This is a genomic window from uncultured Ferrimonas sp., assembly GCF_947489035.1.
In the GTDB taxonomy this organism is placed as follows: domain Bacteria; phylum Pseudomonadota; class Gammaproteobacteria; order Enterobacterales; family Shewanellaceae; genus Ferrimonas.
The window spans coordinates 41,990-62,888 of the sequence record NZ_CANLCI010000006.1; the positions used below are offsets into that span (position 1 = coordinate 41,990).

Below are 20,899 nucleotides of genomic sequence, written 5' to 3' on the forward strand. Positions count from 1 at the left end.
AGGGAGAGGGGAAGATAGCTAACTTTACCAACCCCCCCAAGAGGGCACAAGGCGCATATTGTTACCATGAGCCTTGAAACCACTTAGTTGTGGCGGTTTTTTCTGTTAGCGCAGTTCGCGTCGGTAGATCACCCGATCATTACCGCGAAAGCGGCCAAAACTGAGTTGGGCTTTGGGGTTGCATTCGCTGGCCGTCGCGCCAATAAAACAGTGGCGACCCACTGCATCCTCGCTGATATCACGACGCCACCACCACTGCAGATGATCGGTGCTGCCATCCAACCGCTGCTCTGCGGTTAACACTCGCACCGTGTTGTTCGCGGGCACCGTAACCGCACCAGCCCCTTGGCTTAACAACGCGCCCGTGCTGGCAATGGTGCTGCCATCGGACAGTTCGATGTCGTTGATCACCGTGCAGCTGTCATCGAGGTTGGTTTGGTAGCGGCCACTGCTGTTAAAAAACTGCGCTTGCAGCGGCAAACGCAGTGGCTGGGTTTCGCTGCCAAACACCGAGCGCAGCTCGATGCGGCCATCGCGCCACTGGTTGCCGCTAATGGCAGCAAAGGTCACCGTTTCACAGCTGCCGGTGGCCGATGCACGCACACAAATGCCATCCGCATCGGTCACACTGGCTGCGGTTACGGTCAGATCGGTCAAGCCATCGTAGGGAACATGGGGGCTGTCGGCGCGAGAATAGCTGACCAGAGCGTTATTCAGCAGCAGCGTTTGCGCGTCGTTATCGCGCAAGTTGTTGAGCGGCGATGGCGCCGACACCAACACCCCTGCGGGGGCTCCGGCATCGGCGGCGGTAAGCGCAGAGGTTGCACCGAAGTCCCAATACTCACCCCGGTAGTTTTGGGTTTCACTGCCACCAATGGCATACCCTTTGATGGTGAGCATCGGCGCTAACCCCGGCTTAAAGCCGATCTGCTGGCCGAAGTAGCTCATGTCATTACAGAACCCCTGCAGCTGCGGGCTGTTTTGCTCGGCCTGCAAATAAGCCGGCGTAAAGCGGCCAATGGCGTCGCTGGAATAACGATCTTTGCTGATGCTGCCCCCCAGATAACCGATATCCAGTTGCGGCTGCCAACGGAACGCGCCAACTTCATCGCTTTGCGTCACGATGGTTGCCCGGCCTTGAGCCGCAGCGGCAAACACCGCATTGGTCATCACGCTGTTGTTTTGGCCCCCCGCGGGGGACAACAACTGGGTTTGCAGCGAAAAGCCACTGTGGATGAAGTTTTGCGCCACGGGGTTGTCGCTAAAATCCGTATCGCCCTCTTGCTGATAACAGGCGGCGGTGACGTTCAGATCGAAATCCTGCCCCGCCGCGGCGGCGATGGCGCAGCTGGCATCGGCACTGCTGCAGGCTTTGGCTGAGCTGATGTGAAAGCCCACCGGCAGCAGATCCAGATTGGTGTTGCCCGCCAGTTCAATGGGCTGGCCATTCGGGCTTTGTTGGTAGGACGCCGACAGTTGCAAACGGCCAACATCGCTGTATTGATAGGGAATTGTGGCGGCGCCAAATTCATCAAAGGTTAACTGCCGAACTTGGCTGCTGCCGAGCGGCAGCGCACTGCCGTTAAGCGTGAACTCGGGCGATCCCACCGGCGCCGCGGGGCTGACCGCCGCCAACGCGAAGGTCAGATCTTGCTCACCGGTAAACAGAGGATCACACTGCAGGGGATCGGTTGCACTGGCGATCACCGCTTGGATCCCTATGCTGTGCTGTTTGCAGCCCAGCGCCGGTGGTGCCGTAAGCTGCAGCGCCGCATTTTGATAAGCGATGGCGCACTCACTGCTTTCAAGCCCAGCGACAAAACAGCGGCTGCTGCCGTTGTCATTAACGTTGAGGCCAATCTGCAGTGGCGCGCTGAGATCGCTCGGATCCGGGTGCCAAACGTTAACGCTGGTTTCCCCAGTAAAGGTGAGTGTTTGCGTTCCAAGGGTGCCGTCATTGAAGGTCAAACCGACGCTGACGGCATCATCCAATAAGGTATTACAATCCCGATCTAAGCACGCTTTGATGGTGATGGTTTCCGGCAGACACGTCACCCCAGCGCCATCGTGGCTGATGTGATAGAAGTGCAACTCATCCGTCGGTGCCTCAATGGCCACAATGCCGTATTGCTCACTGACGTGACTTTGATCGCTATCGTGGGCCAAGTCCTCTTCCAAGATGACGTTAATGACGTTTTCGGTCACTTTACAGAATCGGGTCCAACCGCCATCACCACCAGAGCGGGTGCGCTTGTTACCAAAGGTCAGTGGTGGGCTTGGGAACGGTTGATTCCAAGCCACATCGTATTGGGTTTCACACTGCTGTTGCGGGCTGCGGACCTTATCAAAGGTGTGGTTGGTCACGTCGGTACGGGTCTCAAGACGACGCACTTCGCCATTCAGCATCACTTCGCCACTGCCTGCGACGGCCAGCCACGCAATCTGTTCTTCGGTATCAACCGTGGGGCTAAGCTCGTTCGAATCAAGCCCAATATCAACCCGATTGCTGTTGAGATTGACGGCACGGGCGGTCAGAAAGTCATCTCGGCCGTTGCCGTTGGCCTGCCCTTGGATCTGCACCAAAAAGCCCGGCGCTTGGGCAAAGTTGGTTTCAAAATTGACTCTGGCCCCATCGGCATTGGCACAACCATTTTGTCGATTGGTGTACTTGCCCCGTACCGCACAGGTGGCAACAACGCCAGCTTCCACTTCGGCCACCACATCACCACTGGCGCTGATTAACTGCTGCTTGCCTGGGCTAACCACGAGCACATCGATGTACTCGATCTCAACGGTACGAAAACCCCCTTTATTCTGGGTGGGTGTCCACACCACAATCGAGACTTCGTCTTTGCTCACTGCGGTTACCGCCACATCCGCGGGCAGCTGGCTACCGGCCGCATTGGCTTTGGTTGGTGACGACAAGAACACCAACGGCGGCTCTGGGTGATCGTAATCTTTGATCTCAATGGTGGCGCTGTCGTCCACCCCAAGGCCTACTCGAAAAGCGCGGAAATAATCCGGGTAATCGGGCTCACACAGATCGCGGATCTCATCAGGCACAACCGCGTCATCGCGCACCGCTTGCGCGTTATTGTTTAAGATCACGCTGGTGGCCGCCGCGGCCCCCGTCACCTTGGCCTGATTGCTCATGGTTAACTGGCCACTGGCGTACAGCAAGCCCGTGAATTGAGCCTGCTGGGTTAAGGTCACGTCGCCGTTCACAAACAACTGCCAATGGGCACTGCCATCGGTTGGGGTAAAGTGCTGACCATCTTGCAACGTTAAACCGCTATTGATGACCCACTTGGCATCGCCGTGAACAATAAAATCATCACCAAAGTAGCCAGCGCCACTGTTGCCCACACTGGCAAAGGTGTAATCGCCACCCGCCCAATGAATCGCCCCCGCGTTCGCGCCAACCGTGAAGTTGCGGTAGTAATGCGGCTGGAATTCAATTTGGCTGTTATTTTGATTCAACAGCTGCACATCGCCATAACCGGTAATGCGGATACGTTCAGAACCGCTACTCAAAATTTCTGCGGTGTTGGTTAGGCTTAATGCTTCTACCGCAACGGCCCCGCCGTCATTAATCCGCACATCCGCTTGATTACGTAACTGCACCGTTTCTGCGGTTAATTGCGATAACTCAACCTTGGCGTTGTTTTCAACACGCAGCAGTTGCAACGGCTCATCCAGCAGCTGCCCTTGAAGCTGGCTGTTATCACTTAATAGCCAATCACCAAACCCCTTTAAGGTTAAGGTGCCGCTGGAGGCAGAAATGCGGCTTTGCCCCAACATGGTTAAGTCAACAATTTCGATGGTGCGGTTGCCGCTGCTGGCGATCCCCCCGCTGTTATTCGTGGTGTTGATCGTCGCGGTTTCGATCTGCAATCTGCTGCCTTCATCGACCAGCAAACGGCCTTGGGCACTGATATTAAGCGTTTCGATGTAGTTCGTATTATTGATGCGAGCTTGGCAGTTACCGCTGATGGTAACGGTCCGATAGCGAAGCTTATTATTGATGTTTACCGAGCCGCTGCTACAGCTGAAATTGCCACCGGGGTTACGATTAAAGGCGTTTGTCCCAGCGGGGAAATCGTTAGGATCGGTCACCGTGGGCAGAACCAGTGGCACCGAACTGGTGCCACTGATCTGGCATTCTTGGTTATCGCAATGATCATTACTGCCATTGTTGGCGAACTGCTGGCTGGTGAATTCCAGCAAGCGATCCGTTTCACCAATAATGTCGCTGTTTGCCGCCAGCGTTAACTTGCCGCCACTGTGGCTTTGCAACACACTGGGAAACGCCGCATCACACTGTGGCAAGGCCATCACGCTGCCACTCACCAAGGCTAAACTCACGGCCAGCAACTTAATCATACGCCAGTACCTCTATCACTTGCTCTGCTTTGGCGGCACCGCGACCGCACGAGGCGGTGGCGGTTAATAAAAATCGATCGCTAACATCATCGCCGGGGGCGGCGGTTTGCGTAACGCAGTTAAGCGCCACTTGGCAGTGGCTAAAACCGCTGCCGCTGGTTAGGCCACTGCTGGGGGTGAGACTCGTACTGCTGACGCCGGTGCAGGCGCTCACGGCGGTTTCAGCGCCGCGATTCAGCACCCGCGCCAGCGCCCAATCGGCACCGCTTTGGGCGGCGGCCCAAGCTCGGGTTTGGTTCACATCAAGGCTTAGGTTGCTGTCTTCTTGGCGCAGATTATTGGTGAGCACCATCGCCAGCGACGACATCACCACAATCACGAAAATGGCGATCACCAAGGCGGAACCGCTTTGCTGGCTGCGGCGCGATTGCTGCCTTTGATGCTGTTGATTCCGCGTAATTCTAAGGCACATTGGCAAGTTGCACCTCCTGCGCCCAACGTTGCTGCTGGTTATCCACCGAGAACCACCACTGCAGCCGCACCAAGTTGTTGCGGCCTAAGCTCGGTGGCGCCATCACAAACGGGCACTGGCTGTCGTTGGCACCGTTGTTGATGCAATCGGTTAGGTTGTTGGTTAACCCTTCGCCCATCAATACGCCATTACGCTGGATCTGTTCCCCCACCACACACCACTGCACCGCCTCTTCGGCAAAGAAAAAACGGCCACTGCTGGCGTAAGTGGCGGGATCAATCGCTTGGCTGAACTGCAACTGCGCTTGGCTGCAACTGCCACCGCAGCTGCTTACCGTTGTGCTTTGCAGATCGTAAAAATGCGGTTGGTAACCGTTTAACAGCACAGCTGTTAAGCCGTTGCAGGGGCTGCAATCGCTGCCGCTGCAGCAGCTGGGGGTATAGGCCAAGATGGTATCGGTGGTGCCAATCTGAGGGTTAGCAAAAAAACGCTCTGCCGACGCCAGGGGGCGAAAACTGATGCAGCTGCTACCAACGCTCACGGTGCCCGGCACCGCTTGGCTGACTTCACGGCTAAAGCGCTGAGACGCTAACCGCAGTTGGCTCATCTGCTGTTGCCAATCGCTGCTGCTTTGGTAGATGCGCGCGCCGTAGTTAATGAACGAGGTAACGCCTAAGGCTAATACGCTGATCACCACCACGGTGACCACCAGCTCAATCAGGGTAAAACCACGATTTCGCATCAGTAGTTGCCTCGCAGTTGGCTAAATTGCATCACTTCACCGCTGGGGCTGGTTACTGCTACGGTCAGCAGCTTGGCACCGCCGCTCCAACCCAAGCCGGTTTCACAGCTGACGCCGATCGCCACTTGGAAATTTTGGTAGTGGCCACTGCCCAGCAGGGCTTCGGCATTGCCGCTGTAGCCATCAAAGTTATCCAGCAGTTGCCACTGGCGTGGATCGCCGCCGCTGCCGGGGCATAAGCCGCCATCGTCGCTGCAGCAAGTGATCGGGCTGACTTGGCCGCCGCCGTCTGGGGTGGCCCGATCAAACCGGCGGCCGCTTAATTCAGCCAGCACCGCTTGGCTGACTTGGGCCGATTTTGCTCGCAAGAAAGCATCAGCCGAACGCTCTGCTAATGGAAACAACAGGGTACTTAATAGGGTTAATGCGATGGCTAATACCGTCATCCCCACGACCGCTTCCAACAAGGTAAACCCCTGTTGCCGCGATCGGCGCGATACGGTGACTGAGGCAGGCATCGCATTGGGCAGCGGCTTAACAATCATGGGCGTAGCCTTCGGCTTCGATGCACAACTCGGCGCTGTCACCGGCAATAATCTCGATGCGACACCCGCTGGCGCTGCACTGGCCATTGGGGCTGCCGTCACGATCGAAACTGAATGAAAAACTGCTGAGATCCCCGCCGCTGCGGCGCAGGATCACTTGGGTATTATCCAGGGGGTAGGCCTCGGCGGCGCAATCGCCACTGAGTATAAATTGACTGCCATTGACCTGCACTTGGCACATCTGCCCGGCCATTCGCGCTTGTTGGGCAGCGCGAACTTGGGTTATCAGGGCATCACGAGTAATGCTGGCTTGGAAGGCGTTAGATCCAAAAAAGCGCGGTGCCACCGTAACCGCTAAGATAGACACCAACATCAGGGTGACCACCAATTCGATTAGGGTGAAACCGCGCTGTCTGTACTGCAACATGCGCTTAGGCTTGGGGGTTAGCAGCCATCGCCAACTACTGTGTAAGTTGGTTTAGTCGTTGCGGTTGCTTCTTGATATTCCAAGTAACACTGAGAGGTCGCTGGCACGGATGCGGTAGCCGCAACACTAGTGGTAATGCCTTCAGGGAATACTCGCGCAAAACCAGTAGCAGCAACGGCCGTCCAGTCGGAATTGTCGTCTAACAAAAATTCAACACCGGCAACGGTCTCAGGTACGTAACCAAACTCCAGAGTTACAGCAGCGGTGCCGCCTGAAGCGACAGCATTGCCATCGGCGTCAACATCATAGGTCGCTGCACTCTCTTGACCAGCAATGATCGCTTTGGAGTACACCAAATCGTTGCCAGACTTCATTGCACCTTTCACACCTTCCAAAGTCGCTTCACGTGCATCAGAAGAAATGTCGATAAATTTCGGTGCCGCTACTGCAGCCAGAATGCCCAGAATCACGATCACCACGACCAGTTCAATCAGGGTAAAACCTTTTTGTGCTTTCATTGTTACTGCTCCCAAAGAGAATTAAAGCAATCAGTCAGCAGCAGTGCATCGCCCCTGCTGACTAACTTATTGAAACGAATTAGTTGTTAAAGCTGATTACTTGGCCCGTGCCCAGATTGTAATCGAAACCGATGGCGCCCGCTGTTGCCTGAGTCACTGCGGGGTCAACCAGACGACCGGTATCGTTCAAAGCCAACGAGTCGAGCAAGAAGTACACACACTTATCAACGTTGTTGACGGTGTTTCCGTTCATGTCGATCACGCTACCGGCACCGGCATTTTCTACCGAAACAAAGTAACGGAAATCACGCAGATCAACGTTGGTTGCGCTGCTGTGAGTTGGGGTGCTTTGCAGGATGTCATCAAACACCCCTTCACAACGTGCGGCCGTCAGATTGGTGCCACTGTCGTTGCTGTCGCTGCTTGGGTAACCAAAGCGGTTCACACCCACATTGATGCCGTTGATCAGCACACCCGTAGTTGGGCGACCGTCCACTTCCCACTGGGCACGCACTAGGCCAACCGCAGCGGCAAAGCCACCGCCAACGCCTTCGGCGGCAGCAATTTCAGCTTCGTCAGTCAGGTTGATAAAGCGCGGTAGGGCAACAGCGGCCAATAAGCCAAGGATCACCACTACAATCACCAGCTCTACAAAAGTAAAACCACGTTGCATCTGTTTTTTCATCGTATTCCCTACTCTAAACCTGAGTGAATGAAATTTAAGTCAATCGTGTCAGTAGATTGACACATTTACGGTGTTTTTTCTACCGCAGCCAAGGCACTTTTACGTTTCCAAATCAATCATATAACAACACGCTGCCCGTACTAGGATAGTAGTGCAATTCGGCCAAGTCATTGAGCACAAAGCGGCAATGGCCTTGATCAAACTGCTGCACCTGCAATAACGCGTCGGCTTCCGACCCCATTAGCTGGTGCCACAATAAGCCACAATTTTGTTGCGGATCTGGCCAGCCGCGCTCTTGCAGCATCGGCAATTGATACGCTTGGCCATCCGGCGCTTGCCACGGCAACAGCTGGGGCTGATTGTTAAGCAACCATTGCCCGCGCACCGCATACAGCGATTCTAAAAAGCGCTGCTGCACCAAGTTGGCGGGCACACTGCGCTGGGCATCGCCGATCGGTAACTGCCACAACACCAGCAGCGCCAACAGCAGCGACAGCAACCACAGCAACAGCCGTTCCATGTGGCTTTCAGAGCGCTGCTGCTTATCCATTAGTGGCCCTGCACTGCGCTGAACATATCCCACATCGGCAGGTAGATCCCCAGTGCCAGCACCAACAGCATCCCAGCCACAATCACCAGCAGGATCGGTTCAAGCTTAGCGGTTAAGCCTTTGAGCTCGTGATCCACTTCGCGATCGTAAAATTCGGCGGCGTCGTCCAGCAGCTCATCCAAGCGGCCGGTTTCTTCGCCCACGGCGATCATCTGCATCACCAGCGACGTAAAGAAGCCGCTTTGGCCAGCCACTCGCTGCAAACTTTCGCCGCCTTCGATGCCACGCCGCATCGACACGATATGCTGCTGCATATAGGTGTTATCCACCGCATCAGACACCAGCTGCAGCGATTGGTTAATCGGCACCCCGCCGCGCAGCATCATCGATAAACTGCTGCAAAAACGGCTCAGGGTCGCGCGCTGAATCAAGGTGCCCAACAGCGGCTGTTTTAATTTATAGCGATCCCAGCGCAGCTTACCCGCGTCGGTTAACAGGTAACTGCGGATCCCGAAGATCCCGCCCACAATCCCCAGCAGCAGCAGCCACCAGTAATTGATAAAGAAGTTCGAGGTACCGATTAAGATCCGCGTTGGCAGCGGCAGCTCGGCACCAAACTTAGCGAACATGCCCGCAAACTGTGGGATCACAAAGATGTTCAACACCACCAAGGCCACCGCAATCACCGCGATCACCGTCATCGGGTATCGCATCGCCGCTTTTACCCGGCGCTTGGTTTCGGTTTCCTGCTCGATATGGCGATACAAGCGGGCAAAGGCTTCATCCAAGTTACCGGTGTTTTCACCCACGTGCACCATCGCCACATACATCGAGCTAAACACCCGTGGATGCTGGTTCATCGCGGCCGAAAGAGTGTGGCCTTGCACCAGTTGTTCGCGCAGATCCAGCAAGGTGGTCTGCATCAATTCGTTGTCTTGCCCTTCCGCTAACCCCGCCAACGCTTGCAGCAGCGGAATGCCGGATTTGGCCAACGACTGCATCTGTCGAGTAAACAGCAGCAAGGCGGTGGTCGGCACCTTCGCCTGAAACAGCGATTTGAACTCCAGCAACTTGCGATCGCTGTGGGGTTCAAGCTGCAGCGGAATGATGGCGCGACGCATCAGTTGCTCCATCGCCGCCGCTTCGCTGTTGGCGTCGAGTAACCCTTCCACTTTAGCGCCGCTGGCATCGCGGCCTTGGTAGCGAAATTGGCTCATATCAAGACTCGTTCATGCGCTGCGCCAAGCTTTGGTTCAGCTCGCTAACGTCTTCGGCCAAGCGCATCGCTTCGTTCAAGGTGGTTAACCCTTGCTTGGCGTATTGCAGCGCCGCCAGCGCCAGCGGTTGGAAACTTGGGTTGCTGCGCGCCGCCTTAGCAAAAGCCAGAGGATCGCTGTCGCGCAGGGCGTCAATCATCGGTTCATCCAGTTCCAGCAATTCGTACACACCAATCCGACCACGGAAGCCGGTTTGGTTACAACGCTGACAGCCATTACCGCGCTTAAAGGTTTGCGCCGCCATGTTGGGATCGGCCACGTGTTGCAGCCAGGCTTTTTCTGCCGGTTCCAGCTCGACATCGGCGGCGCAGTGGGTGCAGATCCGGCGCACCAAACGCTGGGCCAAAATCGCCCGCAGTGCCGACGACACCAAGTACGGTGCCGCCCCCATGTCAATCAAACGCAGGGTGGAACTGATGGAATCGTTGGTGTGCAAGGTGGACAACACCAAGTGGCCGGTTAATGCCGCCCGCAGGCCGATCTCAACGGTTTCTTGGTCGCGCATCTCGCCCACCATGATCACATCAGGATCCTGACGCAAAGTGGTGCGCAGCACCTGCGAGAAGCTCAGGCCGATCTTCTGGTTGATCTGCACTTGGTTGATCCGTTCCAGTCGGTATTCCACCGGATCTTCAACGGTAATGATTTTCCGCGCGGGCTGGTTCAGTTCGTTCAATAGCCCATACAAGGTGGTGGTTTTACCGGAGCCCGTAGGGCCGGTCACCAACAACATGCCGTGAGGACGGTTGATCTGAGTTCGCAGCCGCTGCTGAATGTCTGCTGGCATCCCCGTTTGGGCGATGTCTAACAAGCCCGCCGATTGATCCAGCAAACGCATCACCACCGCTTCGCCGTTTTGCACCGGCATGGTGGATACCCGCACGTCCACTTCGTGGTTGGCCACGCTGAACTGGAAACGGCCATCTTGCGGCAACCGTTTTTCCGAAATATCCAAACCCGACATCAGCTTGATCCGCAGCACCAAGGCGTTGGCGATCCGAAACTCTGACAGGGTGTTTTCCATCAACTGGCCATCAACCCGATAGCGAATACGCAGCACTTTTTCGTCTGGTTCGATGTGGATATCCGACGCCCGCACCTGCATCGCATCTTCAAAGATCGATTGCAGCAAGCGCACCACGGTGGCATCGCCGCCATCGTCGTCGCTGATCAGACCGGTAAGGGTGAAATCCTGTTCGTCGCCGTACTCTTCTTGCAGTTCGCCGGCAATCGAAGCAATTTTTTCGGTGTGGCGATACAGGTTATCAAACGCATCCAGCAGCTGCCCTTCGGTGGCTACCGCCAAGCGGATCTGCCGCGGTGACACCAAGGCTTCCAGCGTATCCAGTGCCGCCAGATCGGCGGGATCACTCATCGCCAGCAACACGCTGTCTTCGTCGGCTTCCACCACCAAGGCGCGGTAGCGGCGAGCGTGCACTTCTGGCAGCAACTGCACCAGCGCCGGTGGGATACGGCGGCGGCTGATGTCTAAGAACGGGATCGCCATCTGCTGCGACAAAATGGTCAGCAGCTGCTCTTCAGGCAGCGCGCCCATGTCGATCAGGGTACGACCCAGTTTACGGCCACTGGTTTTTTGCGCTTTGAGCGCCGCCATCAACTGCTCTTCGCTGATCGCCCCTTCGGCCACCAACAGATCGCCTAAGCGTTGTTTCAGTTTGTTTTTCATTTAGCGCCTCCCAACTGCTGCACTCGTTGCTGCGCGTATGCGCTGGCGGCGGCATCCAGCCCCGGCAACAGCAATGCTTGTTTGTAGGCATTGCTGGCGTGTTCGCCACGTTCTAAAAATTCAAGGTTATAGGCCAAGCTCAACCACCAATTGGGGTTACTGGGCTCGGCTTGCACCAGCTGCTGCCAATCTTGGGCAGCCAGTGGGTATTGCTGTAACTGTTGCGCCAACAGCGCCCGTGCGGGCAGATCGGCGGTTTCGGTATGCAGTGACTGACTGAACTGCAACCACTGGATCGCCAACTGCGGATCGCCACTGGCGTGCGCCCGTTCGGCGCTGACAATGGCGTAACCGGCGTATTGCGGAAACTGCGCTAACCCTTGCTGCAACAGCCGTTCAGCAGCGGCAGCGGGCAACAGCGGCAACAGCGCCAAACGCGCTTGATGCAGGCTGGGATCCAGCGTTAAGGCTTGCTCTAAGCTGGCACGAGGATCGGTTTGCTGCTGCGCTTGCTGCCACAGTTGCTGCGCTAACTCTTGCGGCGACAGCGCCGAGGGTTTGACCTGCAAGTTCGGTTGCGCGCGAACTGGTGTTGGGAGCGCCACCGCCGTGGCGGGAACGGCAACCGCAGCGGGTTGGGATGCCGCCGCAGGCTTTGGCTGTGCTTCACTCGCTACCGAAACACCGGCACCGGCACCGGCATCGACATCGGCATCAACCTCAGCCTGAGTCTTGAGCTTGGTATTGGTCTTGGTATTGGCCACCGTGTTAACCGCGGCTTTCAGCTCGGTTTGAGGTTCAGCGTTAACGGCGGTTTGAGACACGGGCTCAGCCGCAACTGCAATCTGTGTTGGTGTTGGTTCTGGTGCTGTCTCTGCCGCCGTGACCGTCTCGACCGTTTGTGCCGCTGGCACGGCTTGTTCTGCCGCCGCCGGAGCCACGCTGTTGGCGCGCGGTTGCAGCAGTTGTAGTTGGGCGCTGATGGTTGGCCACCACAGCCACAGCAACAGCGGCAGCAACAATAAGCCCCACCACACTTTTCGGCGCGGTGGCGACGGCGGTTGCACCACTTGATCGGCACCGAAACTGGCCGGCATGGCACCTTGGCCACCACGACGTTCTAACTGTTTTAAGGTGTCGTTAATCACACTCATAGCGCCACCTCTGGTACGAATCGCAACCATAATCCCGCCGCCAGCAGCAACGCCGCCAGCAACCACAATGGGGCGGTTTTAGGAATATTGCGCCACGGCGACAAGGGTTTGGCGGCTTCGGTATCGGCAATGGCGCGCTCTACGATCTGTCGATCCAGCTGGCCTTTACCGGCACCAAAACCCAGCATCAAACATTTATGCGCCAATACGTTTACGATCCGTGGAATGCCACCACTGGCTTGCCATAACAGCTTCGAAAGTGGTGGGGCAAATAGATTCTGCTGGCGACAACCGGCCACCTGCAGTCGATGTTGCAGATAGCCTTGGCATTCGGCCAACGACAACCCGCGTAATTGATAAGAGAAAGTGATCCGCTGCCGCAGCTGTCGCAGCTCTGGCCGCGCTAGGCGTTGATCCAGCTCAGGCTGCCCCAGTAACACCACCTGCAGCAGCTTAAAGCTTTCGGTTTCTAAGTTGGTGAACAGCCGCAGTGCTTCCAAACTGTCGTCGGGCAGCGCCTGTGCCTCATCCACTACCACCACCACCGGCCGATTGTTCATGGCACAGCGCATCAACTTATTGCCAATCGCTTGGGTCAGCAGCAGCGCGTCATGTTGGGCTGGTAGCCCCAGCTCGGCCGCTAAGGCGCGGCGTAATTCGTCGCCGCTTAAGTAGGGGTTTGGCAACCACGCAAACTGGTATTTGTCGGCCAGTTCGTTGATCAGCTTACGGCAGATCATGGTTTTGCCTGTGCCCACCTCGCCGGTCACCTTGATAAAGCCTTCCCCTGCCGCCAAGGCGGTATGCAACACCTGCAGTGCCTCTTGGTGTGGCGGCAGTTGGCAATAAAACTGCGTATTGGGCGTCAGCGTATACGGCAGTTGGGTTAGGCCATAGTGGTACAGGTACATGGGCGCGTTAGTACCAACCGGTTACGGTACTGCGGCTTTGCCGCAGTTGCTCGCTCCAGGTGCCTTTTTCCACCACGGTTGGGCGCAACAGGATCACCAGTTCGGTCTTCACGCTTTGCTGAGCGCGGTTGGTAAACAGCTCACCTAAGCCGGGAATGTCGCCCAGCAGCGGGATTTTGGATTCCATCTGCGTGTTGCTGGTTTGCATCAGGCCACCGATCACCACCACATCGCCACTGCGAGCGCGCACCAAGGTGTCGGATTCACGAATGTCGCTTTGCGCTAACGGCAGCGACAACTCGGAATCGTTGGTTTCAATCACCTTGGTTTGCTCGGTGATCTCCGTCACCGATGGGTGCACGTGCAGCAACACATCGCCTTCGGCGCTGATCTGCGGTGTGACGTCTAAGGCGATGCCAGAGAAAAACGGCGTCAGCTCCACTTCGGGGTTGGTAACCGGGGTGGTTGAGGCCACGGTGGTGGTGCTAAAGCCGGTCACGAAGTACTCGTCTTTACCCACTTTAATCACCGCTTTTTGGTTGTTGATGGCGGTAACGCGGGGGCTCGACAGGGTATCAACGTCGCCTTGGGTATCCAGCAGGCTAACGACCGCTTCGAAGTCGGCGCCACTGAAGGTTAAGCTGGTTACGCCACCCAGTGTGCCGCTGATCATGTCGCCAAACACGCCACCGCTGGTGCCACCCACAATGCCAACGTTACCGGCGTTGCCCATGCTGGCTTCAACGTTGCTCCAGTTGATCCCTTGCTGGTAGCCGTCGTTCAAACGCACTTCCAGAATGCGCGCTTCCAGCACCACTTGGCGGGTTAGGTTGCTGCCCGCCTGTTCCAGAAAATCTTTGACTTGGCGCAGCTCGCTTGGGGCGGCTTTCACCGTTACCAAACCCGCTTGCGGCAACACAATCACTTTACGGCCAGGGCCGTTGCCCACCATTTGCTGCAGCACCAGCTCAAGCTGGGTCCAGAAGTCGGTGTCGGTGCGGGTGCTGATGAAGGTGCCGTTGCTGGAATCCGAGCCGTTGTCGCTGTTGGAGTCGGCGCTGTCACTCGAGGAATCGGAATCGCTGGAGCTGGAGCCCGAATCGTCTTCGTCGCTGATCCGGCCGGAGTTCACCGAAGTTAGGCTTAAGCCGTTACGCTGCATCAGCAGGTAGTTCACCGGAATGGTTTCGCTGCGTAAACCCGCAGGGAACACTTGGATCACGTTGTCGCTGATGCGCACATCGTAGCCGTATAAGTCCTGCACGGTTTGCATTACTTGGCGCAGGCTCACTCGGCGCAGGTTCATCGAGATGGTGCCGTTCACCGCAGGGTGCACCGCCACGTTGTAGCGGCTGTTGGCGGTTAAGCTGGCGAAGAACGCCTTGGCGTCCACCCCATTCGCGGCCACGTCGATCAGCGGCTCTTTTACCGCCACTGGGGCTAAGCTGTTGCGCTGGATCTGCTGTTGCACCGACAACGGCAGTGGCGGCGGCGCCACTTTGGTTTGCTGGCTGCTGTCTACCGCTTGATCCAAAGCCGTTAGCGAGTGAGTAGGCTCAACATGATCTGCTGGCAAGTTCTGACAACCGGACAGGCCGAGGATCACCGCCGCCGACAGGCATCCCTTAATTAAACGTTCCATCAATGCTCCTGACTTAACTCACTAACTTGAGGAAACAGACGCAAGCTGCGGCCATTGCTCAACATAACTTGATCGCGGGTAATAGTGCGGATCCGGTGTTGTCCCCACACTTCCCCTTCACGAAAGACTTTGCCACCAATGATCGCCTGCTTATGGCGACCTTGGATCATGATCGATTCTAAGGCTCCGGTGGCCTGAGTTTGTTTCACCACTGGCGCGCTCCAACTGGGCGGCGCGGTGGGATCGATGCCGTTAGCGACCGCTGGTGTTGCCAGCAGTATCAGCACCATCATTTTGATGATATCCAACACGGATCGGCTCCTGTTCTGTGCCTAAGGTATCCAACTGCAGTTGCAGTCGCGCCAAGGGGTATTTGGTTACGCGGTAGCTCAGCTGACGCCAGTAGAAGCGACGTTCCATCTGTTCCATCCGCCCCAGTGCTGCTTGCAGCGCAAAAAAGCTGCCTTCCAGTTCCAGCATCACCCCGTGGCGGAACAAACCGCCCTGCTCGGTTAACGCTTCGCTGTCTTGGATCTCTAACTTAATTAAGCTAACCCCTTCCGCGCGGGCTAATAGCATCGCTAACGAGGCCGCCATCTGTTCTGGCACCACCAGATCCACCAACTGCTGTTCGAGCTGCAGCTGGCTGGCGCTGATTTCCGTGTTCAGTTGCTGCAGCTGTTGTTGCAGTTGCTGGTTGGGATCTTGCTGTAACTGCAGTTGCAGCAGCTCTAGCTGTTGCCCCAGCTGCCGTTTGTCTTGGGTTAACTGCTGCAGTTGCTTATCCACTTTCAGGTATTGATTGAGCGCCGGTTCCACCACAAAGGTGTACCCCAACAGCAGCAGACCAATCCAGATGGCGCTGCCAATCAGTACTCGCTCGCGGCGGCTTAGCTCAACAAAGCGTTTGGCGTATTGTTGCCACTTTTCGTTCATGGCGCCTCCTGTGCGTCGGCTGCGGTGGCACCGTGGCTGGCTTCAAACGTTACCGGGCCTCCGGCTTCACCATCAATTCGCAGCTGGCTTAATGCCCGCCCCTGCAGCGATTCTTGGCTGCCGAGTTTGTCGATCCAAGCCGGTACTGCGGCGGCGGTTTTGGCCGCACCCGATAACCGCAACTGGCCGCTGGCCACATCAAATTGCTGCAACCACACCTGTTGATCGGCCGCCACGGACAGATCCCGCATCAAATTAGAGAAGCCCGGTTCAATCAAGAATTTATCTTGCGCCAGCAGTTCGCCGATCTGTTCTAACCCCGTCAGCGTGGCTTGCGCTTGCGCCACCTGCGCTTGCAGCTGCGGCGATGGCTTCAGCTTGGCCAGCTCAACACTGAGGTTGCTGACCTGATCGGTTAACTGCTGTTGCTGCTGCAACGCTTGGTCCCGTTCGCTGGTTAACTTACCCAGTTGCCACTGTTGCAGCAGGGTTACCAACAGCAACAGCAACACAATGGCTACGCTGCCCCCCACCAACAGCGGCAACGTAAGCCGCGGCTTAGGCGGCAACATGGTGTCGCTATAAAGGTTAATTCGTGTCTTCATCGTGCCCCCGTGCCATGGCAGCCGCGTGGGCCATCAGTTGTTGTGGCGTTTGTTCGGCGCTGCCCAGCAGCTGCACCGGCAAGCCAAAGCTTTGCTCCAGCTTTTGCTGCAAGAGAGCGTGGTGTTGCGGTGGCACCAACAGAGCAAAGCCATCAGCAGGGGGTTGCCGCAACTGTCGTTCGAGGTAATCCATCGAGCGCTGCAGCTCTAGCTGCAAGGCATCAAACAGCCCCATTTCGATCTCTAATTCGGTGAGATTATCCAGCTGATTAAAACCACGAATGGCACGCGAAAACAGCAACTTGCCATCACAAGCAATCAGCAGTTTTAACGGTTGATCGGTTTGGTGCCACAACATGATTTGTGGCCGAGGGTTGCTGGGCAGCAGCTCTAACAGCACCAGTTCTTCAATGCTGATTAGGCCAATGCTGATGCCAACGGCGTCGGCTTTCACCGCCAGCTTGGCTAACACGTCTTTGTCGCTTACCACCACTTGCAGCGCATCGCGATCCGCCGGATTGGCGGCCAGTTGGAAATAATCCACCTGCATCCGTGGCAGCGGCACCGTAGCCAGTTCGCGCACTGCAAAGGGCAGCGCTTGTTGCAGTTCATCATCGGGTACCGACGGGCGGTCGATGGCAATGATCTGATAGTGACTGGCGGTCAACACCAGTTGCAGTCGACAGGGGCCAAGACGCTTCGCAGCATCTTGCCAACCGGCAGCATTGCCGCTGTCGAAACTGAAGCCGCCTTGCTCGTCCATTACCCACAGCGTGTTATCTGCGAGCAAGCAAGCACCAGCGACCCGATTCGAGGTTTTTTTCCGAGTCAATCCGAACACTAAGGCATCCCCAAGGGCAAAAACGGTCAGCAAATAACGCGCTCAACTGTGAGCAAACGTTATTTTTCTTACACTTACCATCGATTATGACGGCATTCGCCCCAGTTTGACCAGCGCTAGTTCATGAGCTTTTGAGCGGCCTAACTATTTTAGAAAAAAGCGCCCCTGCCCAACTTCGACCCCAAGTTGCAACAAGCAATCCCATTCGCCCTGATCTTCTACCCCTTCAGCGATGATCCGCAGCTTTTGGTGGGCGGCGGCTTGGATCAGGCTGGTGACCACCAACTGGCTTTCTGGACGCCGTTGAATGTGGCGCACTAAGCTCGGGTGCAGCTTCAGCCAATCAACGGAAAAGTCTTCGATGTAGCGCGTGTGTTCAACGGTGTAGCCCACCCCATCCACCGCCAATTGCACCCCGATTTTACGCAGCTCACGCAGCACATTGGCCATCTTTTCGCCGTGGCACACCAGTTCGCGTTCGTTAATTTCAACCACCAACTGGGTGCGCCGCACCTGATAGTTGGCCAATAACATCGCCACCGATTTCCCAAAGCGAGGGTGCATCACCGATTCGGCCGACAGGTTAACCACCAGTGGCTTGGTCCAACCGTGGCTTTGCATCTGATGCAACGCCTTGGCCAGCAGATCCCGTTCAATCCGTGGCAATAAGCCACAGCGTTGCGCCATCGGTAAGTACAACGACGCCGGTAACACCTTGTCTTGGTTGTCCAACAACTGGCTAAACTGCTCACGTTTCACCACCTTGCCGCTGCCGTCGTACAGGGTTTGGTAATGAGTTTGCAGGCGGCCATTGGCTAAGGCGGATTCAATGATGCTGCGCCAGCGCACGGTGCCTTGGGCCAGTTCGCGATCCACCACGCCTTTGTCGTACATAAACCAGTTGCTTTGCCCCTGCAGCTGCGCGGCACGCAGCGCCAGTTCGGCTTCGTCTAAGGCTTGTTCGCTGGGTTCATCGCGGCAAAAATAGGTAACGCCGATGTCGAGGAAGTTTTCCCGATCGACGCTGGCTGGCAGTTGCAGCCGCTCACCCAAGCGATGCAGCCGTTCCGCTAAGCTTTCCGCCTCTTTTAAGGGCAAACCAGGGATCACCAGCCCCAATTGCAGCCAATGTAAGCGCGCAAACACCGCTTTATTGTGCTCCACCAATAGCGGCTTCGTCAGTTCGATGAATTGCTGCAACAACGGCAACCGGGTTTCCACCGGCAGCTCTTCCAAGCCAACAAATTGCAGCAAGCAGATAACGCCGTTGGTTTGCAGTGCCCCGGCTTCCGACATCGCCAGCAGGTGGCGATCGAAATAGAGGCGGTTGCCCAGCCCCGATTCTTTGTCTAAAAAGGCGTTGGTTCGCACCTGTCGATCCAGCTCTAACTTGGCTTGGCGTTCATCCCGCCACAGTTGATGCAAGGTGCGATAGGCGCGGGCGGCAGAGAGCGGACGCATCCCTTTGCTGTGGTCGATGGCGGCGTGGTAATCGCCTTGGTTGATGCGCGCCCCTTGTTGCGCCAACAGTTCGATCCCTTGCAGCTCTTGCGCTAACCAGTGGCGGCCATAGCCCACCATCGCTAACGCAGCGCCCAGGCCAATCAGCACCGACAGCCATTCTTGCCACGAGTAATAATCAAATAGGTTGGGGGTGGGGATCACCATCACCACCTCATAGCCGCCAGCCAGCGGTCGATTGAAGGTAACGGTGGAGCCAAGGTGAACGTTATTGTTGAACCACCCCAGCAGCAGTTCGTCGTCTTTAACCAAACGGAAGCGTTGCGCTTCAACGCTGGCAAGGGTGTTTGGCAACCAAGCGGAGATGTTGTCGGCGTGGGGATCTTGTTCCAGCTGAACTTCCACCAGACTCAGCAGTGATTCCACGCCGGAATAGCGGGCATTGGCCACGCCGGCAAAGCTGGCGCTCAGCACGCTGATCATAATACTGATGGCAATGAACAACAGCGAGACTCCCCAAAATAGGATCAGTCGCTGACTCTGTTCACGGTTGCGTTTCATTGCTGGCTCCTGCCATTTGATTCCCTACCGCCACCTTGCCTTAGCCGCAAAGATTGTCAATCAATGCCGCATTGAACGTGATTCCTGTCCGTTTTATCGGCCATTGCGTTAATAAAATCGCGAACGGATCACTTTTGTCATCGAATTGAAATATATCGCCAGCGAATGCAATTCAGGTGTAATGGTGAGCGTTCAATCAACGTGCGTCTTGCTGCACAAGTGAGCGCGACCGCCCACTTGTTGCGGCAAAACCACGCTATGATGCTTGCCCCTGTTGCTTCGCCACTGAGCGCCCACCCCATGCCCTTCCATACTCGGTTCAACAAAATGATGCCGTTAGCAGCCAATGGCCGCGGGGCCTTGTTTGCTTTGGTTTCAACGGGGCTTTACGTGGCCGTAGGCATCATCGTGCGTCTGCTCAGCGGTCAGATCGATCTGTTTGAGATCCTACTCTTTCGGCAATCGGTGCTGCTGTTGGTGCTGCTGCCTGCCCTATGGTTGGGTGGCCACACCTTATTTCAACCCAAGCGCATCGATCTGCACGCACTGCGAGTGCTGGGGGCCTTTGCGGCGCTCAGCCTAAGTTACCTGACCGTCAGCAACCTGCCCTTGGCCGATGCCACCGCGCTGGGGTTTACCCAAGTGCTGTTTGTGGCGCTGATCTCGCGCATCACCTTAAAAGAGCCCGTTACGCGGCAACGTTGGCTTGTGATCGCCGTAGGGTTTATCGGGGTAGCGCTGATCGTTCAGCCGCAGTTTGATCACGGCGCCAATCTATATCTGGCCACTGGCCTGATCGCCGCCCTGTGCACCGCCGTTGCGGTGCTGTGCGTAAAGCGGCTGACTCTGGAGGCTGAATCGGGCACCAACATCTTGGCCTACCAAGCGATTTTTGTGGCAGTGCTGGCCGCACCGCTGGCCCTGCTTAACTGGCAGTGGCCCACTAACCAACAGCTGCCGCTGTTATTAGCGGTGGGTGGCTTGTCTGCCATCGCCCAATGGTTTGCCCTGCAAGCCTACAAACGCGGCGAGGCCAATGTGGTGGCGAACGTCGAATACGCGCGGATCCTCTACGCCATCGGCTTTGGCTATCTGCTGTTTGCCGAAGTGCCCAATCTGCTGGCCCAGGTTGGGGTAGCCATCTTGATAGGCAGCGCGTTATTGCCGTGGTGGTGGCAGCGGCAATAAAGTCGAAGCGGCGTTGCTCTCAGCGCGCATGGCTTGCTGCACCTGATCACGCAAAGTCGGTTCAATCGTTAATTGCTGCAAAGCCAACAAAAAGCCCCGCACTGGGCGGGGCTTTTGAGCATAACTTGCGACTAAACCACAGGGTTTAAAAGGGTAGTTTCTGGGTATTCCAACTAAGGTACACCACCAACCGACCCACAAAGCAGTGGCCGTGGAGCCTTTTACCACATCTAAAAAGCAAACGAATCGTCACTCTCTCCAAACCTTGTCAAAAAAGAGCCAGCAAGGCCCATTTTGTGGCAGCTAATTTTACA

The 20,899-nt window shown here is 56.5% G+C and carries 19 protein-coding genes; 1 reads left to right on the plus strand and 18 read right to left on the minus strand.

Annotated elements, in window-relative coordinates; all coding sequences use genetic code 11:
* Positions 1–105: 105 nt before the first annotated feature.
* From Q0796_RS05535 to Q0796_RS05620, 18 genes are all read right to left on the minus strand, one after another.
* On the minus strand, positions 106–4,383 hold the full coding sequence (locus Q0796_RS05535; RefSeq protein ID WP_298440963.1) for a DUF6701 domain-containing protein: 4,278 nt from the start codon (positions 4,381–4,383) through the stop codon (positions 106–108).
* Positions 4,376–4,855: an MSHA biogenesis protein MshP gene (locus Q0796_RS05540; RefSeq protein ID WP_298440965.1), complete on the minus strand. Its 480-nt coding sequence runs from the start codon at positions 4,853–4,855 to the stop codon at positions 4,376–4,378. Before Q0796_RS05540 ends, Q0796_RS05535 begins: the two co-directional genes overlap by 8 nt.
* Positions 4,845–5,597 (minus strand): prepilin-type N-terminal cleavage/methylation domain-containing protein, encoded by a 753-nt coding sequence (locus Q0796_RS05545; RefSeq protein WP_298440967.1) that lies wholly within the window; start codon positions 5,595–5,597, stop codon positions 4,845–4,847. The genes Q0796_RS05540 and Q0796_RS05545 overlap by 11 nt, the downstream gene beginning before the upstream one ends.
* Entirely contained in the window at positions 5,597–6,142 is a 546-nt protein-coding gene (locus Q0796_RS05550; protein ID WP_298440969.1) for a type II secretion system protein, read from the minus strand. The genes Q0796_RS05545 and Q0796_RS05550 overlap by 1 nt, the downstream gene beginning before the upstream one ends.
* The gene (locus tag Q0796_RS05555; RefSeq protein ID WP_298440970.1) at positions 6,132–6,569 is read right to left on the minus strand and encodes a type II secretion system protein; all 438 of its coding nucleotides are present in this window, start codon (positions 6,567–6,569) and stop codon (positions 6,132–6,134) included. Before Q0796_RS05555 ends, Q0796_RS05550 begins: the two co-directional genes overlap by 11 nt.
* A 17-nt stretch (positions 6,570–6,586) precedes the next feature.
* The gene (locus tag Q0796_RS05560; protein ID WP_298440971.1) at positions 6,587–7,087 is read right to left on the minus strand and encodes a type II secretion system protein; all 501 of its coding nucleotides are present in this window, start codon (positions 7,085–7,087) and stop codon (positions 6,587–6,589) included.
* A 79-nt stretch (positions 7,088–7,166) separates the two neighbouring features.
* The gene (locus tag Q0796_RS05565; protein ID WP_298440973.1) at positions 7,167–7,772 is read right to left on the minus strand and encodes a prepilin-type N-terminal cleavage/methylation domain-containing protein; all 606 of its coding nucleotides are present in this window, start codon (positions 7,770–7,772) and stop codon (positions 7,167–7,169) included.
* Between the two features lie 112 nt (positions 7,773–7,884).
* Entirely contained in the window at positions 7,885–8,322 is a 438-nt protein-coding gene (locus Q0796_RS05570; protein WP_298440974.1) for a hypothetical protein, read from the minus strand.
* Positions 8,322–9,539, minus strand: a complete 1,218-nt coding sequence (locus Q0796_RS05575) for a type II secretion system F family protein (RefSeq protein WP_298440975.1) — start codon at positions 9,537–9,539, stop codon at positions 8,322–8,324. Before Q0796_RS05575 ends, Q0796_RS05570 begins: the two co-directional genes overlap by 1 nt.
* Position 9,540: 1 nt before the next feature.
* Positions 9,541–11,286 carry a type II/IV secretion system protein gene (locus Q0796_RS05580; RefSeq protein ID WP_298440977.1) on the minus strand — a complete coding sequence of 582 codons (1,746 nt, stop codon included), beginning with the start codon at positions 11,284–11,286 and terminating at the stop codon, positions 9,541–9,543.
* A complete protein-coding gene (locus Q0796_RS05585; RefSeq protein ID WP_298440978.1) occupies positions 11,283–12,440 on the minus strand; it encodes a hypothetical protein in 1,158 nt (385 codons plus the stop codon). Before Q0796_RS05585 ends, Q0796_RS05580 begins: the two co-directional genes overlap by 4 nt.
* On the minus strand, positions 12,437–13,351 hold the full coding sequence (locus tag Q0796_RS05590) for an AAA family ATPase (protein WP_298440980.1): 915 nt from the start codon (positions 13,349–13,351) through the stop codon (positions 12,437–12,439). Before Q0796_RS05590 ends, Q0796_RS05585 begins: the two co-directional genes overlap by 4 nt.
* Positions 13,352–13,358: 7 nt before the next feature.
* Positions 13,359–14,993 (minus strand): pilus (MSHA type) biogenesis protein MshL, encoded by a 1,635-nt coding sequence (mshL, locus tag Q0796_RS05595; protein WP_298440982.1) that lies wholly within the window; start codon positions 14,991–14,993, stop codon positions 13,359–13,361.
* Positions 14,993–15,286 (minus strand): hypothetical protein, encoded by a 294-nt coding sequence (locus Q0796_RS05600; RefSeq protein WP_298440984.1) that lies wholly within the window; start codon positions 15,284–15,286, stop codon positions 14,993–14,995. The genes mshL and Q0796_RS05600 overlap by 1 nt, the downstream gene beginning before the upstream one ends.
* On the minus strand, positions 15,246–15,929 hold the full coding sequence (locus Q0796_RS05605) for a hypothetical protein (RefSeq protein ID WP_298440986.1): 684 nt from the start codon (positions 15,927–15,929) through the stop codon (positions 15,246–15,248). Before Q0796_RS05605 ends, Q0796_RS05600 begins: the two co-directional genes overlap by 41 nt.
* On the minus strand, positions 15,926–16,534 hold the full coding sequence (locus Q0796_RS05610) for a PilN domain-containing protein (RefSeq protein ID WP_298440988.1): 609 nt from the start codon (positions 16,532–16,534) through the stop codon (positions 15,926–15,928). The genes Q0796_RS05605 and Q0796_RS05610 overlap by 4 nt, the downstream gene beginning before the upstream one ends.
* Positions 16,518–17,297, minus strand: coding sequence for a hypothetical protein (locus Q0796_RS05615; protein WP_298440989.1), 780 nt, complete (start codon positions 17,295–17,297; stop codon positions 16,518–16,520). Before Q0796_RS05615 ends, Q0796_RS05610 begins: the two co-directional genes overlap by 17 nt.
* Before the next feature lie 222 nt (positions 17,298–17,519).
* Complete coding sequence (locus tag Q0796_RS05620) at positions 17,520–19,397, minus strand: EAL domain-containing protein (RefSeq protein ID WP_298440991.1); 1,878 nt, start codon at positions 19,395–19,397, stop codon at positions 17,520–17,522.
* 327 nt (positions 19,398–19,724) lie between these two features.
* Between Q0796_RS05620 and Q0796_RS05625 the strand changes: the two genes are divergently transcribed.
* Positions 19,725–20,585, plus strand: coding sequence for a DMT family transporter (locus tag Q0796_RS05625; protein WP_298440993.1), 861 nt, complete (start codon positions 19,725–19,727; stop codon positions 20,583–20,585).
* Positions 20,586–20,899: the final 314 nt, after the last annotated feature.